Source organism: Niveispirillum sp. FG148 (assembly GCF_057809655.1).
Genome location: NZ_JBMDKJ010000091.1, coordinates 1 through 311 on the forward strand (window position 1 = coordinate 1; position 311 = coordinate 311).

Here is a 311-nt window from a genome sequence, read left to right on the forward strand (position 1 = left end):
GGTGGTGCTGAAGGCACTGATCTGGGTCGTGGAGAAGGCGACGATGTTGGTCGAGCTGATCTCGATCAGGTCCGTCGTCTCAATCGCCCGAATCTGCGTCGACGTCAGCGAACTCAGCTGCGTCGTGGTCAGGCTGGCAAACTGCGTCGTCGACAGGTTTGCGATCACCGAGGTCGACAGGCCGCGCAGCGTCGTCGTCGTCAAGGCTGCCAGATCCGTCGTCTCCAGCGACGACAGATTGGTGGTGTTCAAGCTATTCAGCTGCGTCGTCGTCAGGCTGGCAACCTGCGTCGTCGTCAGTTCAGACACCT

At 60.5% G+C, this 311-nt stretch carries 1 pseudogene; it reads right to left on the reverse strand.

The annotated features are described in order from the left end of the window. Nucleotides 1–311, reverse strand: a pseudogene (locus tag ACODTW_RS28330) (beta strand repeat-containing protein); the annotation flags it as partial.